The organism is Cellulosimicrobium sp. CpK407 (genome assembly GCF_051844275.1).
GTDB lineage: Bacteria > Actinomycetota > Actinomycetes > Actinomycetales > Cellulomonadaceae > Cellulosimicrobium > Cellulosimicrobium cellulans_G.
Window position 1 is genome coordinate 1 of sequence record NZ_JBGNYC010000097.1, and the last position, 1,840, is coordinate 1,840.

A 1,840-nucleotide genomic window follows, 5' to 3' on the forward strand; every position below is an offset into this window, starting at 1 on the left:
CGCAGGACCGGGTCGTCGGCCATGGTGGTGGTGGAGCCGGCGAGGTCGTCGTCCCAGTTCGCCGACCAGGAGATGGTCATGTCCTTGCCCGTGAGGAGCGACGTGGGGCGGGCGACGGGGGTGTGGGGGCCCTGGGGGGCCGACAGGAGCATGTCGTACTCGTACGTCCACGGCTCGTAGTAGTCGTGGATCGAGGGCAGGACGGGGTTGGAGAAGATCGTGGCGAGCTTCTTCAACCGGCCCCCGGCGCGCAGCTTCAGCTTGCCCTTCGTGGTGCGGACCCAGCCGCCCTGCCAGCGGTCCTGGTCCTGGTAGGTGCGCGGATACCCCAGCCCGGGGCGGGTCTCGACGTTGTTGAACCACACGTACTCGACCCCGGTCCGGTTCGTCCAGGCCTGCTTGCACGTGACCGAGCACGTGTGACACCCGATGCACTTGTCCAGGTTCATCACCATCGACATCTGCGCCATCACCCGCACGACGTCACCCCCTCCCGTGCCGACGACACCCTGCCCGCGGCCTGGCCCCGCGCTGTCCCGGTCCTGGTCACGAGGGTCACGAGTACCGCACCTCCTGGCTGCGTCGTCGGATGACGGTCATCTCGTCGCGCTGGTTCCCCGTGGGCCCGAGGTAGTTGAACGCGTAGGAGAGCTGGGCGTACCCGCCCGCGAGGTGCGTCGGCTTGAGGAGGATGCGCGTGAGCGAGTTGTGGATGCCGCCGCGCAGCCCGGACGTCTCGGCGAGCGGGACGTCGATCGTGCGGTCGGTCGCGTGGTGCATGTACACCGTGCCCTCCGGCATCCGGTGGCTGACCACCGCCCTCGCCACGACCACGCCGTTGCGGTTGTACGCCTCGATCCACTCGTTGTCCGCGACCCCGATCTTGGCGGCGTCGGCGGGCGACATCCAGACGTTCGGGCCACCGCGGGACAGGGACAGCATGAAGAGGTTGTCCTGGTACTCCGAGTGGATCGACCACTTGTTGTGCGGAGTCAGGTACCGCACCGCGACCTCGGCGTGACCGCCGGAGGCGGGGTAGCCCGACGGCGACGTGTCGCCCACGACCGGCGAGTCGCCGAACAGGCGGTGCATGTCGAGCGGCGGCCGGAAGATCGGCATGTGCTCGCCGAGCTCGATCATCCAGTCGTGGTCGAGGTAGAGGTGCTGGCGACCCGTGAGCGTGTGCCACGGCTTGAGCCGCTCCACGTTGACGACGAACGCCGAGTACCGGCGGCCCCCGTGCTCCGACCCCGACCACTCGGGAGAGGTGATGACCGGCGTCGGGCGCGACTGCACGTCCGGGAACGTCACGCGCTTGCCCTGCTCGTCCAGGGCGAGGTCCGCGAGCCGGGTGCCCGTGCGCTGCTCCACGTGCTCGAACCCCTGCACCGCGAGCCGGCCGTTCGTCGTCCCCGACAGCGCGAGGATCATCTCGCACGCGTGCGTGTCGCGGTCCAGGCGCGGGCGCCCGGCCGCAGGACCGTCCTGGACGAGGCCGTTGCGACGTCCGAGGTCGGCGACCTCGGGCGCGGGCGAGAAGTGCACGCCCTTGGTCACCATGCCCGCCTTCTCCGTGAGCGGGCCGAGCGACGCCATGCGCGCGGCGAACGCCGGGTAGTCCCGCTCGACGACCACGAGCTTCGGCATCGTCACGCCCGGCACGAGCTCGCGCTCCGTCACGGGCAGGCCCGAGTCGGTGAGCGCGCCGTGCGGGACCGCCATCTCGTCCGGGGTGTCGTGCGCGAGCGGCGCCGCGACGAGGTCCTCCCGGACCCCGAGGTGCGTCACCGCGAGCTCGGACACCTTCCCCGCCAGCGTGTGGAAGATGTCGAAGTCGGTC

The 1,840-nt window shown here is 70.4% G+C and carries 1 protein-coding gene and 1 pseudogene; both read right to left on the reverse strand.

Features of this window, described 5'->3' with window-relative positions:
- Positions 1-479: pseudogene (narY, locus tag ABWU78_RS20860) on the reverse strand (nitrate reductase subunit beta); the annotation flags it as partial.
- A gap of 76 nt (positions 480-555) precedes the next feature.
- On the reverse strand, positions 556-1,840 hold a 1,285-nt coding region (locus ABWU78_RS20865), incomplete at its 5' end, for a molybdopterin dinucleotide binding domain-containing protein (RefSeq protein WP_439159387.1).